Below are 20,125 nucleotides of genomic sequence, written 5' to 3'. Positions count from 1 at the left end.
ACGTTCAGTCCCGTCCGAGTATCGCGGCGGCCGCCTCCACACCCTCGCGGGTGCCGATGACGATCAGCGTGTCGCCGCCGGCCAGCCGGAAGTCCGGTGCCGGGGACGGTATGGCCTCCGCCCTGCGCAGAACGGCGACGATCGAGGCGCCCGTCTCGGTACGCATGCGCATCTCGCCCAGGACCCGGCCGTTCCAGTGCGACTGGACGGAGAGTTCGATCCGCTCCGCCACCAGGCCCAGGTCGGTGGTGTGCAGCACGTTGGGGCTGTGGTGGGCGGGCATCAGCGCGTCGATCAGGGAGGCCGTCTCCGCCACGCTGAGGTGGAGCGACTGTGCGCAGGCGTCGGGGTCGTCCGCCCGGTAGACGTTCACCGTGCGGGTCCCGTCCCGGTGCGCGATCACCGACAGATGGCGCTGCTCACGTGTGGTGAGGTCGTACTGGACACCGATTCCGGGCAGCGGTGTGGTGCTCATGCGTGGAGCAGGCACAGCCCATCCCCCTCTTCGTTCTTTCGGACAGTGGTGCGGCGCGCGGCGGAGATACGTCATGGGCAGGTGATCCATGGCTGACATCCGGACGCGGCAAGGACACATGCTGCCATCCCGGCCGCGGGCCGGAACATGGGTGTCAGCACGGATGGACACCGCCCGTCGGCAGGGGTGAGGCTGGACGGGGAAGTAGATCCCGCCGCAGCTCACAGCGTGCGCCGTGACCGGTGATAGTGGAGGTGGGAGTCCACCGAGAAAGGCACGGAACATGTCGCTGTACTGGCGGATCTTCGTCCTCAACGCCGCCGTGCTCGTCGTCGCCGTCCTGCTGCTCCTCGGCCCGGTCACCGTCTCCACCCCGGTGCTGCTGGGTGAGGCCCTGATCCTGGTCGCCGGCCTGGCCGCGATGCTGATCGCCAACGCCGCCCTGCTGCGGGTCGGCCTCGCGCCCCTGCAGCGCCTCACCCGGGCGATGGCCACGGCGGACCTGCTCAAGCCCGGCACCCGGCCGGTGGTCACCGGCCACGGCGAGATCGCGGAACTGACCAAGACGTTCAACGCCATGCTCGACCGGCTCGAAGCCGAGCGGGCGACCAGCAGCGGCCGTGTGCTGTCCGCCCAGGAAGCGGAACGCCAGCGCATCGCCCAGGAACTCCACGACGAGATCGGACAGACCCTCACCGCCGTGTTGCTGCAGATCAAGCACGCCGCCGACCGGGCGCCGGAGCCGGTGCGCGACGACCTCCACCAGGCGCAGGAGACCACTCGCGCGAGCCTGGACGAGATCCGCCGTATCGCACGCCGGCTGCGGCCGGGTGTGCTGGAGGAGCTCGGCCTGCACAGCGCGCTGCGCGCCCTGGCCGCCGAGTTCACCACCCCCGGTCTCGACGTACGCCACTACATCGGTCCCGGCCTGCCCCCACTGGACCAGGCCACCGAGCTGGTCCTGTACCGGATCGCCCAGGAGGGGCTGACCAACACCGCCCGTCATTCCGGGGCCGGCCGGGTCGAACTGCACCTGCGCATACTGCCCCAAGGAGGTGTGGGCCTGCTGATCCGCGACGACGGCAAGGGCATCGGCGGGGCGGCCGAAGGGGCCGGCATCCGCGGCATGCGTGAACGCGCCCTCCTGATCGGGGCCGATCTGAGCATCGGCCCGGGACGCAGCGGGGGCACCGAGGTACGGCTCGACGTCACCGACGCGAAGAGGAACGCCCGATGAGCGCACCCGTCCGCATCCTGCTCGCCGACGACCACGCCCTCGTTCGCCGCGGGGTACGCCTCATCCTCGACGCCGAACCCGATCTCACCGTCATCGCCGAGGCCGACGACGGCGCCGAGGCCGTCGCCCAGGCCCGCACGGCCGACGTCGACCTGGCCATCCTCGACGTCGCCATGCCCCGCCAGACGGGGCTGCAGGCGGCCCGGGAACTCTCCCGGCTCCGTCCCGACCTGCGCATCCTGATCCTGACCATGTACGACAACGAGCAGTACTTCTTCGAGGCGCTCAAAGCCGGAGCCTGCGGCTACGTCCTCAAGTCCGTCGCCGACCGCGACCTCGTCGAGGCGTGTCGCGCCGCGATACGCGACGAACCGTTCATCTATCCCGGCGCCGAGACCACGCTCATCCGCAAGTACCTCGACCGCGTCCGCCAGGGCGATCCGCTGCCGGCCAGGCCGATCACCGAACGCGAGGAGGAGATCCTCAAGCTCGTCGCGGAGGGCCACACCTCGAAGGAGATCGGGGACATCCTCGTCATCAGCGCCAAGACCGTCGAACGCCACCGGGCCAACCTGCTCCAGAAGCTCGGTCTGCGCGACCGCCTCGAACTCACCCGCTACGCCATCCGCGCCGGTCTGATCGAACCGTAGACCGGACCCTCCGCACTCTCCGGGCCCTCCGGGTCTCCGGGCCCTCCGGGTCTCCGGGCTCTCCGGGCTCTCCGGGCTCTCCGCATCCTTCGCACGCCGCGGCCGGCGGTCCGGGCGACGCCGCCGTTGGCGTGGTGGGCCGGCACCGCCGGTCACGCCGGGGGACGGCTTCCCGTCAGGGCCAGATCCTCACGGCGTCGAGCTACAGGTAGGTGCCTCCCGTCCGTGAGCTGGACGGCGTGGGCGCCGGGAGTCAGGTCGCGGATGCTCCATGCCGTCTGACGCATGCGACGGGTGGACATTCCTCGGAGCAATGTCCGACCAGCCACCCAGCCGACTTCCTTGACCTCGGACTCTGTGGAACTCTTGGGCGAACCCCTCCGATGAATCCGCGTCAGAAGCCTTGAGCGGTCCACCCCTTCACCCTTACTGTTGCCTTCACCCGGAGCCGTTCGCTCCGCCCCTCCCCCCCACCCATCCGTGGACGACGCATGGTGCCTACGACACCTGAGGAGTTGTCATGACCACGCGCATCCCGTACGGCAGAACTCTGCGCTCGATCGCCGCCGCCACGGCGGCCCTCGTGATCACCGCGTTCCCCGCGCTCTCCGCCCCCGCCGCCGCCGCCCAGGAGGACACCGCGGAAGCCGCTGCCGGCTTCACCATCTACCTCAACGAGCGCGGGGCGAACCGCCCCGGCATCGACCAGTTCGGCGCGGTCAGATCGACGGTCGTCTACGACGCCTTCGCCTTCACCTGCGACACCGCCGGCTGCTACTCCAACGGCGGGGCGCTGCCCTCCCAGGCCACCTACGAGGCCAAGGTCAAGGAGTACATGAGCGCCGGCCAGTTCGGCGGCGGGGCGACCGCGCCGGTCGCGCTCGACTTCGAGGCGATCGAGCTCACCCAGGTGCCGACCGGCCAGGCGGCCACCAACGCGTACGACCTGTGGCGCCAACTCCTCACCTGGACCCGCAACGCCGCACCGCAGGCACCCATCTGCCACTACGGCTACGACTGGGAGACCCGCAACCAGAACCTGATCAAGCAGCTGCACACCGACGGCCTGCTCGACTGCTTCGCCCCCCGGGCCTACTGGTACTCCGACCAGACCCCGGCCGAGTGGTCCAGCCGGCTCGACGCCGCGATCGCCCGCGACCGCGCGATGGCGCCCGGCCACCCGATCTACCCGTTCATCAACCCCGGCATCATCAACACCAGCACCGCCATGTACGGATCCCAGGTCGCCCACATGTTCACGGAGCTCAAGGCCAAGACCGAAGGCGCCATCTTCTGGGAGCCGTTCCTCTTCACCGGCACCGACCCCGTCGGCAACTGCCGCTGGCTGTCCCAGTTCTCCTACGAGATGAGCCTCGTCACCGGCACGCCCACCAGCGGTCCGCTCACGGCCTCGGCCGCCCTGCCGAGCGGCAACTGCACCGTCCCGCGAGGGGCCACCACCAACGTGCCCGTCACGATCAAGAACACCTCCGGCGCGACGACACCCGCCACCCAGATGCAGAGCTTCAGCGGCACCGCGGGCTTCTCCGGCAGCTGGAAGTACTGGAACGTGCCCTCGCTCGCGCCCGGGGCGAGCTGGACCACGGAACTGCCTCTGACGGTCGCGGCCACGCAGTCCTTCGGGACGGCACTGCTCCACGTCCGCACCGGTCTCAGCGACACGCGCTGGGCCGTCATCGTGCCGTAGCGGTGGCACCGTGGGGAACGGGCCCCGGCATGAGCCGGGGCCCGTGCGCTGTGACGGCATCAGCGCAGCCAGGCCGCCGTGGCGGACGGCAGTCGCCCGTGGTCGAGCGGTCCGCTCGCGAGCAGCAGCTCGTGGTGCTCCGGCAGGTCGACGGCACGCTCCGAGAAGTTGACGACACAGGTGAAGCCGCCGGGGCGGGTGAAGGCGAGGACGTCCTCACCCGCGTCCAGCCAGGTCAGCTCCCCGCCCCCGAGGCCCGCTTCCGCGTGCCGCAAGCGCAGTGCCGTGCGGTACAGCTCCAGCGTCGAGTCCGGGTCGCCGGTCTGGGCGGCCACGGTGTGGTCCTTCCAGGCCGGCGGCTGCGGCAGCCAGGGGCCAGTGGTCGCGCCGTCGGGGCTGAAGCCGAACGGGGCCCCGTCCCCCTCCCACGGAAGCGGGACGCGGCAGCCGTCGCGGCCCGGATCGGCGCCTGCGGTGCCGTGGAAGGCCGGGTCCTGGATCAGGTGCTCGGGGATGTCCTCGACCTCCCACAGGCCGAGCTCGTCACCCTGGTAGACGTACACACAGCCCGGCAGCGCCATGGTGAGAAGAGCGGCGGCGCGCGCCCGGCGGGTACCCAGTTCGAGGTCCACGGGGGTGCCGTGGAGCCGGCGCCGGTCGAAGCCGTACGAGGAGTCGGCGCGTCCGTAGCGGGTGACGTGCCGGGTGGTGTCGTGGTTGGAGAGGACCCAGGTGGGCGCCGCGCCGACGGGAGCGTGGGCGGCGAGGGTGTCGTCGATCACCGCGCGCATCCGGCCGGCGTCGAATCCGGCCTGGAGGAAGGGGAAGTTGAACCCGGTGTGCAGTTCGTCCGGGCGCAGATAGCGGGCGAAGCGCTCACGGTCGGACAGCCACAGTTCGCCGACGAAGATCCGCTCCCCGGGGTACGAGTCGGCGATCCGCCGCCAGGAACGGTAGATGTCGTGCACACCGTCCTGGTCGTGGACCGGTGACGGTCCGTCCTCGGGCACGGACGCCAGGTCGGGCAGGGCCGGATCCTTGACGAGGTTGTCGGCGACGTCGATGCGGAAGCCGTCGACGCCGCGATCGAGCCAGAAGCGCAGGACCGACTCGAACTCCTCCCGCACGTCGGGGTTGTCCCAGTTGAAGTCGGGCTGCCCGGGGGCGAACAGGTGCAAGTACCACTCCCCCGCCGTACCGTCCGCCTCCATGACGCGGTGCCAGGCCGGGCCGCCGAAGTGGGACGGCCAGTCGTTCGGCGGCAGTTCGCCGCCGTCACCGCGGCCCGGCCGGAAGTGGAAGCGAGCACGCTCGGGTGAACCGGGGCCCGCCGCCAGCGCCGCACGGAACCAGGAGTGCTGGTCGGAGCAGTGGTTGGGGACCATGTCGACGATGACGCGCAGATCCATCGCGTGGGCTTCGCGGATCAGCGCCTCGGCCTCGGAGAGGGTGCCGAAGAGGGGGTCGATGTCACGGAAGTCGGCGACGTCGTAGCCTGCGTCGGCCATCGGCGAGACGTACCACGGGGAGATCCACAGGGCGTCGACGCCCAGGTCCCGCGGGTGCGTCAGCCGCGCGCGGATGCCCGCGACGTCGCCGACACCGTCACCGTCGCCGTCGGCGAAACTGCGCGGGTAGATCTGGTAGATGGCGGCACCGCGCCACCACTGCTGTGTCTCGGTCATCGACTGCTGGTCCTTTGCGATGCGGAGGGCGCGTCGTAGATGGAGCCCGATCCTGACGTCGTCGTGAGGGGAATGCCTGCGTTCGCTGCCACTCGCACAGCGAAGGCGGCTCGTGCGGGGCTTCCTGCGAGTGCTCAGTCTCGTCCGCCTTGTTCCGCCTTTCCGCGCATGAAACGACATCTGCGACCCGGCAGGGCCTCCCGAGCGGGGAGGACGGGAGGGCCCTGCCGGTGGTGCGAGCGGAGATCAGGCCTTCTGCGCGGCCTCGTACTCCTTCGCCAGCGCCTCGGCGGCCTTGGCGCCGCCCTTGCGCTTGAACTCCTCGATGACCTCGGGCCAGTCGGAGAGCTTCTTGCGGCCGGTGATGATGTCCTTCATCGCGTCCTCGCGCTGCTTCTCCAGCCCCCGCGCGCTCTCGGTCCAGGCGTTGGCACGGAGTCCGAGCTCGGCGCTGCGCACGCCGATGGGGACGACCTTCTGCTGGAAGTCGTACTGGCGCTGGACCGCCTCGGGCCGGCCGGCGACGTAGAGCGGCACCGGCGCCGCGGCGATGTACTTGATCGGCAGGCTGTCGGGCCCGTCACCGCCGGAGAGCGCGAGCTCGGTCGGTATCGGGTCACCGCCGGCGTTGCGCTTGAAGTGGACGTTCTCGACGCCGTAGTTGAACAGCTCCCACTCCTTGCTGCCGAACGGGGCGGCGAGCGCGTTCATCACGCGCAGGAGCAGCTCGATCCGGGCCTTCGGGGCCTTCTTCACCACGGTGTACCCGTTGCCGTAGGTACCGCCACCGAGCCAGTGCGTGGGGGACACGCCGTTGGAGGGCTTGAAGGGCAGGGCGATGTCGACCGTGAACTGGCCCTTGAGCTCCTTGGCCAGGTTGACGAAGTCGATGACGCTGTTGACCCGGGAGAACACCTTCTGGCCGAGAAACTCCGTCTTGGCCTGCTGGCCGTCGATGGTCAGCGCGTCGGAGCGGAAGATCCCCGCCTGCTGCCACTTGACCATCTGCTCCAGACCGGCCTGGAACTCGTCGGTCTCCAGGTAGTTGACGAACGCGCCGTCCTTGACCGACCACAGGTTGGGCGTGCCGAAGTGCGGCATCCACGCGTTGAAGCCGAACGCCCCGCCGGTCTCCGCGCCGATGGCGAACTTGCCCTTGCCGGTGAGCTGTTGCAGGCCCTTGGTGAACTCCTCGACGCCGATCCCGCCGACCTCGGGCACCAGCAGGCCGGCCGCCTTGAACTTCTCGTAGTTGACGATGTGCTGGTGGCCGACGATCGGGCGCTCGATCGGGACGCCGAAGAGCTTGCCGGCGAAGCGGCCGGCGGTCGTCCAGGCGTAGGTGGGGATGTTGGCCAGGTTGGGGTACTTCTTGATGTTGTCGCCCGAGATGAAGTCGGTCAGCTCCTGGCACCTGGCCAGCACGAACTGCGACTCGTTCGCCGCCGGGACGATCTGCAGCAGGTCCGGCATCTCACCGCTGGCCATGAGGCTGGTCAGCTTCTTGTCGTACTCCATGGCCGGGATCACGGTGATGTCGAGCTCGACGCCCAGTGCGTCTTCGAGGGCCTTGAGGAACTGGTTCTTGCCGCGCGGCAACGGGGTCGTGTTCCAGGAGCTGAACCAGATGGTGACCTTGGAGCCGTCGCCCGGCTTCTCCGGAACGGCCTCGACGAGGTTGCCGGGGTACTTCTTGTAGCCGGCCTGCACACCCTTGTCGGTGGCGGGGAGGTCCGGGGTGGGGCCCATCGTCCACGGTACGTACGTCGGGAACGGCGCCAGCGACTTCCCCGCACTGCCGACATCGCCGCCTGCCTTCCCGGAGGAGCAGGCAGTCAGCGAGAAACCGGTGGCGGCGAGGGCGGTGCCCATACCGGCGGCCTGGAGGACGGATCTGCGGGAGAGGCCAGAGCTCATGTCAGTGGTTTCCTTCTGGTGAAGACCCCTGGAACCGGGGCGTGAGCGATGACGCCGGTCACTCTTGGTGATCAGCTCTTGATGGCGCCGGTGAGCACGCCCTTGGTGAAGTAGCGCTGGATGAAGGGATAGACGCACAGGATGGGCACGGTGGCGATGAGGACGAGGGCCATCTTCATCGACTGCGGAGCCTGGGCCACGCCGCCTTCACTGGAGAACTCGCTGTTGAGGCCGTCACCTTGGGTGACATAGCCGCGGAGCACGGTCTGCAGCGGGTACATCGACGTGTCGTTGAGGTACATCAGGCCGCGGAAGAAGTCGTTCCAGTAGCCGACCGCGTAGAACAGGCCGACCACGGCGATGACCGCCTTGGAGAGCGGGAGCACGATGGTGAAGAGCGTGCGCACCTCGCCCGCGCCGTCGAGGCGGGCCGCCTCGTACAGCTCCTCGGGGATGCCCTGGAAGAAGCCCCGGACCACGACCAGGTTGAAGACGTTGACCAGCACCGGCAGGAAGAGCGACCAGTACGTGTCGACGAGCCCGAGGCTGTGGACGACCAGGTAACTGGGGATGATGCCGGGCGGGAAGAGGAACGTGAAGAGGATGATCAGCATGATCGGCTTGCCTCCCACGATTCCCGGTCGGGACAGGGCGTAGGCGAGGAAGACCGTGCAGGCGAGGCTGAAGAAGGTGCCCACGACGGTGACGCCGATCGAGACCAGCAGGGCGTGGGTGGTGACCTCGTTGGAGAGGACCTTGTCGTAGGAGTCGAAGGTCCACGTCTGCGGCCACAGCGCCCAGCCGCCGCTCTGCGTGATCTGCTCGCCGGGGGCGAAGCTCGTGGCGATCACCACCCAGAACGGGACGGCCACCATCAGGATGGTGAGCGCCAGCGCTACCGCCTTGGCCCCTTGCGTGAGCGGGTGCGGCTCCTCCTTCCAGGCCGGTCGTCCGCCCCGGTTCTCGGCCGCGGGCTTCTGCTCGTCGAGTCCGAGGCTCATCAGCGGTACACCCCCTGTTCGCCCAGGCGATGGGCGAACTTGTTCGCGGCGAAGACCAGGCACGCCCCGATGACGCCCTTGAAGAGCGCGGCCGCGGCCGACATGCCCCAGTGCCCGTCGGTGACGGCGTTGTAGTAGACGAAGGTGTCGATCACCTCGGCCGTGGCCGGTCCGAAGGCGTCCCGCTGGAGCAGGATCTGCTCGAAGCCGACGGTGAGGATCTCGCCCAGACGCAGGATCAGCAGCAGGACGATCACCGGCCGGATGGACGGCAGCGTCACGTGCCAGAAGCGGCGCCAGGGGCCGGCGCCGTCGATCGCCGCGGCCTCGTACAGCCCTTCGTCCACGTTGTGCAGCGCGGCGAGGAAGATGATCGTGCCCCAGCCGCAGTCCTTCCAGACCAGTTCCAGAACCATCAGGGGCTGGAAGGCGGTCGGGTTGCCGAAGACGTCGATGAGGTTGTCGCCGCTGCCGCCGCCCAAGAGCCCGTTGAGCAGGCCGTCACCGCCGAGGATCTGCTGGAAGAGGGCGATGACGATCACCCATGAGATGAAGTGCGGCAGATAGACCACGCTCTGCACGAACTTGCGCACCCGCCCCTGGCTCACGCTGTGCAGGAGCAGGGCCAGCGCCAGCGGCATGGGGAAGAAGAACACGATCTGGACCAGTGCGAGCGAGAGCGTGTTCCAGGCCGCGCTCCAGAAGGCCGGCTCGGCGAAGAGCGCCGAGAAGTTGTCGAAGCCGACGAACGGGCTGTCGACGACGCCGATGAACGGCACGTACTCCTTGAACGCGACGACGTTGCCGAACAGTGCGCCGTAGTGGAAGACCAGGAAGTACAGCAATCCCGGCACCATCATCAGCAGCAGCGCCCGGTCCCGGCGGATCCTCCGGCCGAGCTTCTCCTTGCGCCGGGACCGTTGGGTCGGCCCTGTCCGGTGCATCGGGACCGCTGATTCCTCAGCGGCCCGTGGCTCATCGACTGTGACAGCCAAGGCTCCGCCCCCTTCCAGTAGCAGGTGCGGAAGGAAAGTAAATCGATTACACAAGCGGGTCAAGGGATTGGTTGGATCCATTTCACCACAAGGGGATCAGCAGCAGTGGCAAACCTCTGGAAACGTGCATGTAACCCCTGGTTCAGTGGCTGCAATTCGCCCAAGTGAGCCGATGACTGGGCGGCAGACACCTTGACCGGACGGAAGCCCCGCCCCTAGCCTCGCCAGACGAGCAAACGATTGCAGCATGCACGCCGAGCGTTCCCGCACTCCGCATCCTGCGGCAGCCCCGTTCCGGGGAGCTGCCCCCGTCCCCCACCGGCCTCCCGCCTGCCGGAGAAGGGCTGCCCCCGTGACCGACACACGTTCCGCGCCGCCGTCACACCCGTCACCCCGTCCCACGGTCCTCGTCGCCATGGCCCCGGATGTACGGCAGTTGGCGCTGCCCGACGACGTGATGGCACGGCTGCGCACCCTCGCCGACGTGGTGGAGGTCGACGCGGGCGCACTCACCGCCCCGCACGCCGGACCGCTGCTCGCCGAGGCCGAGATCCTGCTGTCGGGCTGGGGCTGCCCCGCCGTCGACGAACACGTCCTGTGCGCGGCACCGCGGCTGCGGGCCGTCGTCCACGCCGCCGGGTCGGTGAAGCACCATCTCACCCCGGCGGTGTGGGACCGGGGTCTGACCGTCTCCTCCGCGGCGGGCGCCAATGCCGTGCCGGTCGCCGACTACACCCTGAGCATGGTCCAGCTGGCCGCCAAACGCGTCTTCCGCCAGGCCAGTGCGTACGGCAAGCCGGGGACCCTCTGGCAGGCCCTCAACCCGGACTTCGGCCTGCACGGCCGCACGGTCGGCGTCATCGGCGCCTCACGGATCGGACGGCTGGTCCTCGAACGGCTCCGCGCCCTGCCGGTACGGGCGCTCGTCGCCGATCCGTATCTCGACCCGGCCGGAGCCCGGGCCCTCGGCGCCGAACTCCGGGACCTCGACAAGCTGCTGGGCGCGAGCGACATCGTGACCCTGCATGCCCCGCTCCTGCCGGAGACCACGGGTCTGCTCGACGAGCGCCGGCTGGGCCTGCTGCGCGACGGGGCCATCCTGATCAACACCGCCCGGGGAGCGCTCGTCGACACCGAGGCACTCGTGCCCCACTGCGTCTCGGGCCGGATCGACGCCGTGCTCGACGTCACCGAACCCGAGCCGCTGCCCACCGGCCATCCGCTGATCGGGCTGCCCAACGTCCTCATCACTCCGCACGTTGCCGGGGCGATGGGCACCGAGGTCGAGCGCCTCGGCGCGTTCGCCGTCGACGAGATCGAACGGTTCGTCCAGGGTCGTCCGCTGCTCGGTGCGGTGAGCGCCGAGGACCTGAGCCGGATCGCCTGAGCCCGGCACTTCCACAACGCCGCACGCCACTCCCCTACACGCCGCACCCGCACCCGCACACCCCGGCCACCACCGACCCGTACGCCACCCCCGTACGCCACCGTCCTCGCCCTCGAACTCGACGGCGAACTCGACCTCTAACGGGGCCAGGGCTCGGGCTGACCCCACCGAAGTACCGACGCAGTCACCGACCTGGAGTCGATGTGAACAAAGCCGCGTCCGGTGACGACCTCGCGGGCCACCGGCCCTCCGCCCGCTGATCGTTGAACGCTGAACGCCATCTGCACACCACAGACCGCAGACCCGACGGAGAGACCATGTCCAAGCCCATACCGTCCCGCCTGAGCAGAGCCGCGGTCGCCGGTGCGGCCGTCGCCGGCGCACTCGCCGTGTCCGTACCCGCGCCCGCGTACGCACAGGACGCCGCGAACCTGGTCGTCAACGGCGACTTCGAGCAGATCTCCACCGACGGCTCGGTCCCCGGCTGGCCCCAGAGCGAGAACCGGGCCACCGGCCGTGCCACGATCGTCGACGGCGCCGGCCCCGACGGCAGCCGGGCCCTCGCCCTCGACCTCGGCGACCCGAACGACAAGGCCGCGATCGGCCAGGACCTCCCGATACCCGACACCGGCACGTTCCGGGCCTACCGGATCACCTTCGACGAGCGTGCCGTCGGGCTCGACGGCTACGGCGGCGATCTGTGGGCCCGCAACTTCGGCCATGACGCCGTCGTCGGCCGGCTCACCGGTGACACGGGCTGGCGCAAGGCGAGCGCGGTCGTCCTCGCGCGGCCCGGCGCCCCGGCGGTCAACCTGCTCCTCGCGTTGGAGTACTCGACGGGCCGGCTGCTCGTCGACAACGTCCGGGTCGAGCGCGTCCAGCGCGACACCGTCGGCGCCAACGTCCAGCCCACCGGTGCCGTCCAGCTCACCTGGCACTTCCCCGCACTCGCCGGAACCCCGGCCGCGTACGAGGTGCACCGGTCCGACGACCGGGAGTTCACGCCGGGCAGGAGGACCCTGATCCGGGAGGTCCCGGGCGCGTGGACCGCCGAGGACGGCTCGGCGCGGCCCGGCAAGCGCTACACGTACAAGGTCGTCGCGCTCGCGGCCGACGGCACGAGGCTGGCGACCACCGACGCCGAGACCGTCACCATGCCCTCCCGCTTCCTGGACGAGCAGCGCACGGACGTGCTGACGGCGACCGGGACCGCAGACGGCGCCCGGCTCGCATGGCGGCTGAAGGCCGGCACCAAGGGCCCGGTGAAGGTGTACGCGGGCGGCCCCGAGGTCGCCGACGGCACGCTCCACAAGGCCCGTAGGGTCGCCACCGCCGGCGCCCACGAACCGACCGGTGGCGTCACCCTGCGGGCGAAGGACCTCAGGGGCGCGAGCGGTTTCGCGGTCACGGGGCAGCACGGTGAGGTCCTCGCCACCGCGACCCTGGCGGGCCTGGAGCACCCGCGGATGGGCGTGACCGACGGCAAGCTCACGGCGATCCGCTCGGCGATCCGGCAGCCCGGCATCCCCAAGGCCACCTACGACGGTCTCGTGAACCGGGTCGCCGCCGGTCTGCCCGCCTACAACTACCGCCCGGGTGAGGCACAGGCGTCCTGGGCCCATGACGCGGCTCTGCTGTACCAGGTCACCCAGGACCCCGCGTACGCGCGGACCGCCTACGACGCGATCATCGAGTCCGGCCGCACGATGCCGTTCGTCAACGGCACCGCGCACGCCGGCGCCGCCGCCCTGGAGACCGCCAACGCCGCCGCGCCCCTGGCCACCGCCTACGACTGGGCGTACCCGGCCTGGACCGAGGAGCAGCGCGCCGAGGTGCGGAAGGTCCTCCAGCGCGTCGCCGCCTACCTGGAGGTCGCGTACCACCCCAACTTCGCCCTGCCGGTCAAGCAGAGCAACTGGACGGCGGTGGTGCGCGGTGCCGAGCTGACGCTGCGGCTCGCGGTGCGCGGCGACGGCCCGTTCGGCCTCCAGGAGGGACGGATCGCTCAGCTGGTCGACGAGGTCGGCCGGCACCTGGACACCGCGTACTCGGACACCGGCTGGGACCAGGAGGGCATGGACTACTTCGGCTACGGGCTCGGCGTCGGAGCACCCGGGATCACCGGCTCGATCGACGCGGGCATCGGCGCGTTGAAGAAGAGGTGGGAGCGGCCGCAGTTCGCCAATCTGCTCATGCACGCCTTCTCGGCGCAGGCCGACAAGGCGCGCCTGCAGTGGGGCGTCGGCTCGGCGACCGGCGCGGTGCCCGTCCCGGGCCTGGTCTTCACGCAGGTGCCGGACGAGCAGCGGGCGGCCTGGCTGTGGCAGTACGAGAGGACGGTCGGCGGCGGGGGCGGCACCTACGGGCTGCTGGAGTACCCGTACGGGGTGACCCCGCGGGATCCGGACGAGGCACCGGTCGCCGTGCGCCGCGCGCTGCTCGACGATCGTGTCGGCTCGTATCTGTTCCGCAACCGCCACCAGGACAGGGACGATGTGCTGGTCGGTGTGCAGAACCGCAACGAGCACCACATCGGCTGGGGCGGCTTTGACACCTTCGCCCTCTCGCTGCTCGGCCAGGACGTCACGTGGGCGCAGCAGCCGGCCAAGAACACCGCGAAGCGCGAGCTGTTCTCGAAGCCGCTCGTCGACGGCGGGCCCGAGGGCCTCGCGGGCAGGGGCAGGACCCTGGAGTCCCGTGCGTACGCGGGTCAGGGCGGTGGCTTCGTCTCCCTGGACGGCTCCGGCAACTACCAACTGGACACGGCGCGGCGGGACATCGCGGTGGACCTCCGCCCGGTCGGCGGCGCCGACTCCGTCATCGCCGTCCACGACACGTTCGCGGACGAGGCCTCGCACGCCTACGCCTGGCAGTTGTCCCCCGAGTCGGGAACGACGATCACCGTCGGGGAGAACGAGTCGGGCGCGAGGACCTTCCTGTTCCGCAAGGGCGACGGCTGGCTGAAGGGCTGGGTGCTGGACCCCGAGGGCGCCGAACTGTCCGTGGACAAGGGGGCTTTCAAGGTCACCCGGACCGGCACGGAGGCGGACTTCCGGATCGTCCTGGCGGTCGGCAAGGGCACCCCGCCCACCGCGGTGGTCGAGGGCAGCGCCCTCACGCTCGGCGCCACGACCTACGACCTCGACGATCTGCGCGGCCTTCGGCCGTCCGTCGGCTGACCGTCGGCGGTCACGGAAGCGGGCCCGCCCCTTTGCACGAGGGCGGGCCCGCTGCCACGTGTGGGGCCGGTCAGGCGCGGTGCACCCGTGGCTGCACCGAGTCGCGGACCACGACATGGGTGCCGAGCACCACCTGCTGGGCGTGGCGGAACTCGGGATCGTCCCGTTGCAGGGCCAGGTTCACCGCGGTGCGGCCCAGTTCAAGGAAGGGGACCTGCACGGTGGTGAGCGCGGGGAAGAGGTGCTCGGCGTGGGGAAGCGCGTTGTTGAAGCCCACCACCGAGATCCGCTCCGGTACGGCGACGCCGTCCGCCCGCAGCTGCGAGATGGCGCATGCGGCGATCTCGTCGTCCCACGCGAACACGGCCGTGACGTCCGGGGGCATGGCCCGCAGGATCTCCCGGATCCCGGCCGGGCCCATGTCGTTGTGGTTGCCGCGGTTGATGACCAGCTCGGGCTCGGGTTGCCGGCCGTAGGCCTCCAGCGCCCTGCGGTAGCCGGCGACACGGGCCGCGGTGGTGGAGTTCCCGGGGCCGCCGAGGAAGAGGATCCGCTCATGGCCGGCCGACAGCAGATGGCTCGTGACGGCGAAGGCTCCGCCCTCGTTGTCGTAGTCCACGACGGTGACCGGCAGGTCGGCCCCCGGGGACGGCCGGCCGACCAGCACCAGCCGGGATCCGGCCGCGTCGAGCCCCCGGGCGAGCGCGGCCACCCTGGTCCGGTAGCGCGGGGTGTCCTGGACGCCGCCGATGAGGATCACGATGTCGGCGTTCTGCTCGGCCATCGACGCCGCGAGGGACAGCTCGCGTTCCTGGTCCGCCTGGCTGGAGGCGACCATGCAGCGCATGCCCTCGGTCACCGTCTGCTGCTCGATGCCACGGGCGATCTCGTTGAACGGCCCGGCGCTGAGGGTGACGAGCACGATACCCACGGTGTTGCTCCGGCCACCCTTCAGGGCCCGGGCGTGCGCGTTGACGACGTAGTTGAGCTCCTTCGCCGCGAGCAGCACCTTCGCCCGGGTGGACTCCGCCATGCGTTTGCCGGCCAGCACGCGTGACACCGTGGCCGTCGACACGCCCGCCTGGTCGGCGACATCCTGCATCGTGGCCTGCCGCCGCGCCCGCTTCGGACCTCCGCGTGCCTCCGTGGCCACCCAATCCTCCCCGTTGTCACCGCTTGCCCCGGCCGAACCTACAGGTTCCGGGTAATCGATTGCATGGTTTCAGCGGGAGGAACGCCAGTCAACACGTACAGGACCGGGGAGCGACGCATCCCGTCGTCGGAAAGCCGTACGGACGACACGGCCCGTGCCCCAGGTCGTCGAAGCGAGGCCGGGTTCACCCTGAGGGGTCACCCCGTGCGACGCCGGGGGCGTGGTCAGCCGCCGCTGAGGGCGACGAGCAGCAGCGCGATGTCGTCCTCCTGGCCGTGGCGGTCCTCGACGTTCGTGACGAGGTGTTCCGCGAGCCGGTCCAGGTCGGCGGGCCCGGAGCGCAGGACGGCCTCGATCCGGTCCATCCCCTCGTCGATGTCCATGCCGCGGAACTCGATCAGCCCGTCGGTGCACAGCAGCACCGTTTCGTCGCGTGCGAGCCGCAGCGACGTGGTCGGGTACGGCGCGTGGCGGCCGTGCTGCGGCAGGCCGAGCGGCAGTCCGCCGCGGACGTGCGGGCGGCTGCAGCGGCCGCCCGCGTCCTTGATGATCGGGCCGTGGTGCCCGGCCCGTACGAGCAGGGTGCGGCCGGTCGCCGGGTCGAGTTCGGCGTAGATGCAGGTGGCGAAGCGCTCGGTGTCCAGATCGTGGAGGAAGGCCGAGGCGCGGGCCATGAGGGTGGCGGGCGGGTGCCCCTCGGCGGCGTAGGCGCGCAGCGCGATCCGCAACTGGCCCATGACGGCGGAGGCGTGGATGTCGTGTCCCTGGACGTCGCCGACGACCAGGCCGACGCGGCCGGCGGGCAGCGGTACGACGTCGTACCAGTCGCCGCCTATCTCGTGGCCGGTGCGGGCGGAGCGGTAGCAGGCGGCGATCCGCGCGCCGGGGACGTCGGGGATGCCGGCCGGGAGCATCGCCTGCTGGAGGCCGACGGCCATCGCGTGTTCCTGGTCGTAGAGCACGGCCCGCTGCACGGACTGGGCCACGGTGGCGCCGAGCGCGAGGAGCAGGTTGCGCTCCTCGGGAGTGAAGTCGGTCTTGTCCCGGTAGATGATCGCGAGGGCGCCGATCGGCCTGGCCTGGGCGACGAGGGGCAGCAGGGCGGAGAGCGTCAGATCGGTGTCGACGACGTGCGGTCGGAGCCGGGGGTAGGTGAGGGCCTCTTCCCTGCGCATGAACCGTGCCGACTGGGTGCGGACGGCCTCGGCGATGGGCAGCGCGTCGTCGAGACGGACGAAGCGCAGGTCACGGGCGTACTCGGGCGCCAGACCCGCCGTGGCCACGATCCGCAGCCGCTTGTTCTCGACGAGGCTGAGGACCATGCTCGCGGCGCCGATCGTGTCCATGACGTTCTTGCTGGTCAGCGCGGCGCCCACGTCCTCGGTGGTCAGGGCCTGGGACAGGGCGCTCGTGGTGGCCTGCACGACGTCCGCCTGGCGCCGGCGGTCCGCCTCGAGGGCGGCCTGCTGCCGGAGGTGTTCCAGCTCGGGGCCGGCGTCCCGCACGATGCCGACGATGCGGCACGGCCGCCCTGTCCGGTCGCGCTGGATGTGGCCCTGCACATGCGCCCAGCGGAGGCGGCCGTCGGTACAGCGGACACGGAAGTACGCGCCGTAGCTGTCACGGTGTGCGAGCGCGTCGTCCACCAGGCACCTGAGCGCGGAGCGGTCCTCGGGCTCGATGCGCCGGGTCAGCGTCTCCGCTCTGCCGTCGTATGCGCGGGGGTCCAGGTCGAAGACGGTGAGACCGCCGCGATCGAGGAAGACCAGGCCGCTGTCGAGTTCCCACACGAAGCCGCCCATGCCGTTCAGCGCAAGCACTCCCTGCAGGTCGGCCCGGAGGTTCGCCTCCAGCTCGTCGAAGCCGACCGCCGGCTGCCGGGGCCTGCGCCCGAAGCGGCCGATTTCCATACCGGCCTCCGAGTCCTGGTGCGCCGTCTGACCGAGTGGGTGGCACGGCGTACGGCGCGCTCCGCTCTTCAGGCTATGGCCCAGCGTGCCGGGACGCCGCCTCTGCACGAGGTACCGCGGCCCTCCCTCACCGACCATGACGTCGCGGGCGCGGGCGGTCACCGTCCCCAAGGGTGTGGCCCGGTCCTCCGAGCGGCGCGGCGCACCGCTCGGAACCGACGAACAGGCAGACGTACCAGGCGGATACGCCAGGGCCGGGCGATCACACCGCGCCCCCGGGGCCGTCGGCCCGGCTCGGCTGCCGTTGTCCCGTTCTGGAGCTAACGTGGTCAAAAGGGATGCTTCCGATCTCGGACGACACGTATGCCGACCGGCCTCCCGTGCGGCCCGGCACCTGAACACTCGACGAAGGGTGCGTCATGAAGTTCGCAGTGCTGGGAGGACGCGGCCGCATCGGTTCGCAGGTGGTCGAAGGCCTGTCGGCGGCCGGCCACGACGTGGAACCCGCCTCGCTGTCCACCGGAGTCGACGTCATCAGCGGCAAGGGTCTGGAGGACGCTCTCGCGGGCGCCGATGTGGTGATCAACCTGACGAACTCCCCCGCGTTCGACGACACGTCCATCGACTTCTTCGAAACGTCGATGAACAACATCAGCGCCGCGGCGGAGGCGGCCGGTGTCCGCCACTTCGTGATCCTCTCGATCATCGGAGTGGACCACGTGCCCCAGCTCGACTACTACCGGGCCAAGGTCGCTCAGGAACACATCCTCGAGAACGGGCCGACGCCGTACACGATCGTGCGCGTCACCCAGTTCTTCGAGTTCGTCGACGCGATCATGTCCTGGACGACCGAGGGCGACACCGTCCGGCTGCCTCCCACTCCCGTGCAGCCGATGGCCGCGGCCGACGTCGCCGCGGCGGTCGTACGGGCCGCCACCGAAGCCCCGTTGCAGGGCATCCACAACGTCGCGGGGCCCGACGTGTTCACGCTGGACGAGCTGGGCCGGATCACCCTGGCGGCACGCTCCGACGGGCGCAATGTGGTCACGGACGACCAGGCGGGCATGTTCGGTGTGGTGAGCGGAGACGTACTGATCGCGCCGGAGGGCGCCGAACTGGCCCCCACGCACTACAGGGACTGGCTCCGGCAGCAGTCGTAGGGACCGAAGGCCGAGCCGTGAGGCCGTGAGGCCGTACGGACAGCGCGGCGCGCACGCTCAGCCGGCCACGCCCTCGCCCCCGCGCTCCGTCCCGTCGAGCCCCGGAGCGCCCCATACCGGGAACCAGCGGCCCAGGTCCTCCTCGACCCGCAGGTCGTCCGTGAGCAGCGCCCTGATCTGGAGTTCCAGGGCGCTGTCACGCTTCTCGTTCGCTCCGGGCAGCGGGGCGAAGGGGTAGAAGGTGCCGCGCTTGTAGAGGTAGACCAGCGCCAGCACGCGCTCGCCCGCGGTGTCACGGAAGCCGATCAGGGAGCAGAGCAGCTGAGGTCCGAATCCGGCCTCCTGGAGGAGGGTGTTGACGGCGTGCACGTCGTTGACCAGGGAGACCGTGTCGTCGGCGGGCCGGCGGGCGACCAGCCAGGTGTAGCCGTACGCGTCCTGGCCGAACTCGACGGGGGTCCCGCCCCGGCCGGTGTCGGCGTCGAGGAGTTCCCGTACGTCCTCCTGGATCCTGGCGAAGGCTCCGCCCTCGACGCTGGCGAAGCACACCGAGCCGATGCCCGTCGGAACGAAACCGGCGCCCGCCTGGAGGGTGATCGCGGCCGCCGGCAGGCCGAAGAGCTGGTCGAGGTCGGGGCGCACCGGCTTGCTGCGGCCGAGGATGGTGTCAAGAAGTCCCTCGGCCCAGCTCCATCGACATCCTGCCCAGCTGGTCCAGGCGCTGCTCCAGCGTCGGGTGCGTGGAGAGCAGCCGGCTCAGGCTCTGCGAGGAGAACGCGGGCGCGAACCAGAAGGCGTTGAACGGCTCCGCTTTCCGCAGGTCCCGGGTCGGGATGGTGGCCATCTGGCCGCTCACCTTGGTGAGCGCGGAGGCGAGTGCGGAGGGGCGGCCGGTCAGCAGTGCGGCGGCGCGGTCGGCGGACAGCTCGCGGTAGCGGGAGAGCAGGCGGGTGAGCAGGAAGCTGATCACGTAGACGGCCGCGCTGACCAACGGAATCACCAGCATCGCGATGGCGGCGTTGCTGTCGCGGCTGTTGCGCCCGAGGCCGCTGTAGAGCCAGACGCGCATCATCACGCCGGCGAGGACGCCCAGGAACGAGGCGATGGTCATCACCACGACGTCTCGGTGGGCGACGTGCGACATCTCGTGCGCGAGGACGCCTTCCAGTTCCTCCGGCTCCAGGCGGCGGAGGAGGCCGGTGGTGGCGCAGACCAGGGCGGCCTTCTCGTTGCGGCCGGTCGCGAAGGCGTTCGGCACATCGCTGTCGGCGATCGCCACACGCGGCTTCGGCATGTCGGCGAGGGCGCAGATGCGGTCGACGGTTCCGTGCAGCTCGGGGGCCTCCTCGGGGGTGACCTCGCGGGCGCCCATGCTGTACGCCGCGATCCGGTCGCTGAACCAGAACTGCGCGATGAACAGACCGCCCGCGATCACCAGGATGATGGGCCACGAGTTCTGCAGGAGCGCCAGCAGGACGCCGACGAAGATCACATAGAGCAGCCCGATCAGGAACATCGTGGTCACCATGCGGGTGGTGAGTCCCCGATCCGCGACATAGCGCGAACGAGAGCGGGTCCCTGGCATCTGGTCACCTCCGGGCGAAAGCGTTCGCCGTGCCCCTCTCTTCGATTGTGCCTCTTTCATCCATGTATCCGGCGTAAAGGCCC

15 protein-coding genes are annotated in these 20,125 nt (G+C 70.3%); 6 read left to right on the top strand and 9 right to left on the bottom strand.

The annotated features are described in order from the left end of the window. Positions 1–4: 4 nt before the first annotated feature. Positions 5–475 (bottom strand): cation:proton antiporter regulatory subunit, encoded by a 471-nt coding sequence (locus ACIQMR_RS12210; RefSeq protein WP_266385392.1) that lies wholly within the window; start codon positions 473–475, stop codon positions 5–7. Between the two features lie 283 nt (positions 476–758). Between ACIQMR_RS12210 and ACIQMR_RS12205 the strand changes: the two genes are divergently transcribed. The 3 genes from ACIQMR_RS12205 to ACIQMR_RS12195 all read left to right on the top strand — a co-directional run bounded on the left by ACIQMR_RS12205 (position 759) and on the right by ACIQMR_RS12195 (position 4,070). Then, the gene (locus ACIQMR_RS12205; RefSeq protein ID WP_401385311.1) at positions 759–1,712 is read left to right on the top strand and encodes a histidine kinase; all 954 of its coding nucleotides are present in this window, start codon (positions 759–761) and stop codon (positions 1,710–1,712) included. Further along, complete coding sequence (locus ACIQMR_RS12200) at positions 1,709–2,362, top strand: response regulator transcription factor (RefSeq protein ID WP_358663035.1); 654 nt, start codon at positions 1,709–1,711, stop codon at positions 2,360–2,362. The genes ACIQMR_RS12205 and ACIQMR_RS12200 overlap by 4 nt, the downstream gene beginning before the upstream one ends. A gap of 520 nt (positions 2,363–2,882) precedes the next feature. Continuing rightward, positions 2,883–4,070 carry a hypothetical protein gene (locus ACIQMR_RS12195; RefSeq protein ID WP_401385310.1) on the top strand — a complete coding sequence of 396 codons (1,188 nt, stop codon included), beginning with the start codon at positions 2,883–2,885 and terminating at the stop codon, positions 4,068–4,070. Between the two features lie 59 nt (positions 4,071–4,129). Here the strand turns inward: ACIQMR_RS12195 and ACIQMR_RS12190 are convergent, their stop codons facing one another. The 4 genes from ACIQMR_RS12190 to ACIQMR_RS12175 form a co-directional block, all read right to left on the bottom strand. Continuing rightward, the gene (locus tag ACIQMR_RS12190) at positions 4,130–5,755 is read right to left on the bottom strand and encodes a glycoside hydrolase family 13 protein (RefSeq protein ID WP_401385309.1); all 1,626 of its coding nucleotides are present in this window, start codon (positions 5,753–5,755) and stop codon (positions 4,130–4,132) included. 246 nt (positions 5,756–6,001) lie between these two features. Further along, positions 6,002–7,672 carry an extracellular solute-binding protein gene (locus tag ACIQMR_RS12185; RefSeq protein ID WP_401385308.1) on the bottom strand — a complete coding sequence of 557 codons (1,671 nt, stop codon included), beginning with the start codon at positions 7,670–7,672 and terminating at the stop codon, positions 6,002–6,004. A 71-nt stretch (positions 7,673–7,743) separates the two neighbouring features. Next, entirely contained in the window at positions 7,744–8,673 is a 930-nt protein-coding gene (locus ACIQMR_RS12180; protein ID WP_401385307.1) for a carbohydrate ABC transporter permease, read from the bottom strand. Further along, positions 8,673–9,617 (bottom strand): ABC transporter permease, encoded by a 945-nt coding sequence (locus ACIQMR_RS12175; RefSeq protein ID WP_401385306.1) that lies wholly within the window; start codon positions 9,615–9,617, stop codon positions 8,673–8,675. Before ACIQMR_RS12175 ends, ACIQMR_RS12180 begins: the two co-directional genes overlap by 1 nt. 466 nt (positions 9,618–10,083) lie before the next feature. On the opposite strand from ACIQMR_RS12175, the gene ACIQMR_RS12170 reads away from it, so the two are divergent. Together ACIQMR_RS12170 and ACIQMR_RS12165 are read left to right on the top strand one after the other, a co-directional pair. Continuing rightward, entirely contained in the window at positions 10,084–11,055 is a 972-nt protein-coding gene (locus ACIQMR_RS12170) for a hydroxyacid dehydrogenase (protein WP_401385342.1), read from the top strand. A gap of 317 nt (positions 11,056–11,372) precedes the next feature. Next, positions 11,373–14,234, top strand: a complete 2,862-nt coding sequence (locus ACIQMR_RS12165) for a hypothetical protein (protein WP_401385305.1) — start codon at positions 11,373–11,375, stop codon at positions 14,232–14,234. Positions 14,235–14,304: 70 nt separating this feature from the next. On the opposite strand, the gene ACIQMR_RS12160 is transcribed toward ACIQMR_RS12165, so the two are convergent. Together ACIQMR_RS12160 and ACIQMR_RS12155 are read right to left on the bottom strand one after the other, a co-directional pair. Further along, entirely contained in the window at positions 14,305–15,387 is a 1,083-nt protein-coding gene (locus ACIQMR_RS12160) for a LacI family DNA-binding transcriptional regulator (protein ID WP_401385304.1), read from the bottom strand. Positions 15,388–15,611: 224 nt separating this feature from the next. After that, entirely contained in the window at positions 15,612–17,297 is a 1,686-nt protein-coding gene (locus tag ACIQMR_RS12155; protein WP_401385303.1) for a SpoIIE family protein phosphatase, read from the bottom strand. Positions 17,298–17,716: 419 nt separating this feature from the next. Between ACIQMR_RS12155 and ACIQMR_RS12150 the strand changes: the two genes are divergently transcribed. Beyond that, positions 17,717–18,457 carry an SDR family oxidoreductase gene (locus tag ACIQMR_RS12150; RefSeq protein ID WP_401385302.1) on the top strand — a complete coding sequence of 247 codons (741 nt, stop codon included), beginning with the start codon at positions 17,717–17,719 and terminating at the stop codon, positions 18,455–18,457. Between the two features lie 57 nt (positions 18,458–18,514). On the opposite strand, the gene ACIQMR_RS12145 is transcribed toward ACIQMR_RS12150, so the two are convergent. Continuing rightward, positions 18,515–19,099: a hypothetical protein gene (locus tag ACIQMR_RS12145; RefSeq protein ID WP_401385301.1), complete on the bottom strand. Its 585-nt coding sequence runs from the start codon at positions 19,097–19,099 to the stop codon at positions 18,515–18,517. Between the two features lie 25 nt (positions 19,100–19,124). Then, on the bottom strand, positions 19,125–20,042 hold the full coding sequence (gene htpX, locus ACIQMR_RS12140) for a zinc metalloprotease HtpX (RefSeq protein WP_401385300.1): 918 nt from the start codon (positions 20,040–20,042) through the stop codon (positions 19,125–19,127). Positions 20,043–20,125 lie beyond the last annotated feature (83 nt).

This window comes from Streptomyces sp. NPDC091376 (genome assembly GCF_044757085.1).
Classification (GTDB): Bacteria; Actinomycetota; Actinomycetes; order Streptomycetales; family Streptomycetaceae; genus Streptomyces; species Streptomyces pratisoli.
This window is presented reverse-complemented; position numbering and strand designations above follow the sequence as displayed.